The sequence below is a fragment of the Falsiroseomonas frigidaquae genome, assembly GCF_012163145.1.
In the GTDB taxonomy this organism is placed as follows: Bacteria; Pseudomonadota; Alphaproteobacteria; order Acetobacterales; family Acetobacteraceae; genus Falsiroseomonas; species Falsiroseomonas frigidaquae.
Genome location: NZ_JAAVTX010000017.1, coordinates 1 through 2,500, shown reverse-complemented (window position 1 = coordinate 2,500; position 2,500 = coordinate 1). Strand labels below are relative to the sequence as shown.

At 57.8% G+C, this 2,500-nt stretch carries 1 rRNA gene (cut by a window edge); it reads left to right on the top strand.

The features are described 5' to 3' along the window. A 23S ribosomal RNA gene (locus HB662_RS28700) occupies positions 1 to 2,364 on the top strand; it begins 383 nt to the left of the window's first position. Positions 2,365 to 2,500 lie beyond the last annotated feature (136 nt).

Below are 2,500 nucleotides of genomic sequence, written 5' to 3'. Positions count from 1 at the left end.
GAACGTAGGGGGACCACCCTCTAAGCCTAAATACTCTCTGGCGACCGATAGTGCACAAGTACCGTGAGGGAAAGGTGAAAAGCACCCCGACGAGGGGAGTGAAACAGACCTGAAACCGAACGCCTACAAGCAGTCGGAGCCCTGACCCGCAAGGGTGGGTGACGGCGTACCTTTTGTATAATGGGTCCGCGAGTTCGTGTTGGCAGCAAGCTTAAGCCGTTAGGTGTAGGCGCAGCGAAAGCGAGTCTGAACAGGGCGTTCAGTTGCCGGCATGAGACCCGAAACCTGGTGATCTAGCCATGGACAGGCTGAAGGTGGGGTAACACCTACTGGAGGGCCGAACCCACGCCTGTTGAAAAAGTCGGGGATGATCTGTGGCTAGGGGTGAAAGGCCAATCAAACCAGGAAATAGCTGGTTCTCCGCGAAATCTATTGAGGTAGATCGTCAGGCGATCACCGTCGGAGGTAGAGCACCGGATGGGCTAGGGGGACCCAAAGTCCTACCAAACCCAACCGAACTCCGAATGCCGATGAGTGCAGCCTGGCAGACAGACAGTGGGTGCTAAGGTCCATTGTCGAGAGGGAAACAGCCCAGACCACCAGCTAAGGCCCCTAATTCGTGGCTAAGTGGGAAAGCATGTGGGACGGCCAAAACAACCAGGAGGTTGGCTTAGAAGCAGCCATCCTTTAAAGAAAGCGTAATAGCTCACTGGTCTAATAGCTGTTCTGCGGCGAAAATGTAACGGGGCTCAAGCCACGAGCCGAAGCTGTGGGTGCATCGTAAGGTGCGCGGTAGCGGAGCGTTCCCTAGGCCTGTGAAGCGGTATCCGTGAGGGGCCGTGGAGGTATGGGAAGTGCGAATGCGGACATGAGTAGCGACAAGGAGGGTGAGAAACCCTCCCGCCGAAAATCCAAGGGTTCCTGCGCAAGGCTAATCCGCGCAGGGTGAGCCGGCCCCTAAGGCGAGGGCGACAGCCGTAGCCGATGGAAACCAGGTGAATATTCCTGGGCCCGTCAGAAGTGACAGCAGTGAAGTGCAGTTACCCCTTATTGGATTGGGGTGGCTGTTGGATCTGCTCGGGAAATAGCTCTGACATATGGACCGTACCCTAAACCGACACAGGTGGATTGGACGAGTATTCCAAGGCGCTTGAGGGAACCATGCTGAAGGAACTAGGCAAATTGCTCGCGTAACTTCGGGATAAGCGAGACCTGCCTGCACGCAAGTGTGGGTGGGTGGCACAGACCAGGGGGTGGCGACTGTTTAGTAAAAACACAGGGCTCTGCGAAATCGAGAGATGACGTATAGGGTCTGACGCCTGCCCGGTGCTGGAAGGTTAAGGGGAGATGTGCAAGCATCGAACCGAAGCCCCAGTAAACGGCGGCCGTAACTATAACGGTCCTAAGGTAGCGAAATTCCTTGTCGGGTAAGTTCCGACCTGCACGAATGGCGTAACGACCTCCCCACTGTCTCCAGCATGGGCTCAGCGAAATTGAATTCCCCGTGAAGATGCGGGGTACCCGCGGTCAGACGGAAAGACCCTATGAACCTTTACTGCAGCTTCGCAGTGGCGCCAGGAAGGGACTGTGTAGGATAGGTGGGAGGCTATGAAGCCGGGGCGCTAGCTTTGGTGGAGCCAACCTTGAAATACCACCCTGTGCCTTTCTGGCGTCTAACCGAGCTCGGTCACCCCGAGCCGGGACCCTGCGTGGTGGGCAGTTTGACTGGGGCGGTCGCCTCCCAAATGGTAACGGAGGCGCGCGATGGTGGGCTCAAGCCGGTCGGACATCGGCTGTTGAGTGCAAAGGCACAAGCCCGCCTGACTGTGAGCGCGACAGCGCGAACAGAGACGAAAGTCGGCCTTAGTGATCCGGTGGTCCCGCGTGGAAGGGCCATCGCTCAACGGATAAAAGGTACTCTAGGGATAACAGGCTGATCTCCCCCAAGAGTCCACATCGACGGGGAGGTTTGGCACCTCGATGTCGGCTCATCGCATCCCGGGGCTGGAGCAGGTCCCAAGGGTTCGGCTGTTCGCCGATTAAAGCGGTACGTGAGCTGGGTTTAGAACGTCGTGAGACAGTTCGGTCCCTATCTGCCGTGGGTGTACGAGACTTGAGAGGATCTGTCCCTAGTACGAGAGGACCGGGATGGACGCACCTCTGGTGAACCAGTTGTCACGCCCGTGGCATGGCTGGGTGGCCAAGTGCGGAATGGATAACCGCTGAAGGCATCTAAGCGGGAAACCAGCCTCAAGACGAGGTCTCGCCGAGGGCCGTGGAAGACCACCACGTTGATAGGCCGCAGGTGTAAGTGGGGTAACCCACTCAGCTGAGCGGTCCTAATCGCCCGATAGAGCTCATACCTCCTCCACCGCACCGGCTCCGGTTCGCAAGAACCGAGCGCCGCGCGCAGCACCAAACCGCACTCCATCTACCCAACACACACACACACACACAACCAAATCACACACCGCAGCATATGATGTTCCGGTCTGGTGGC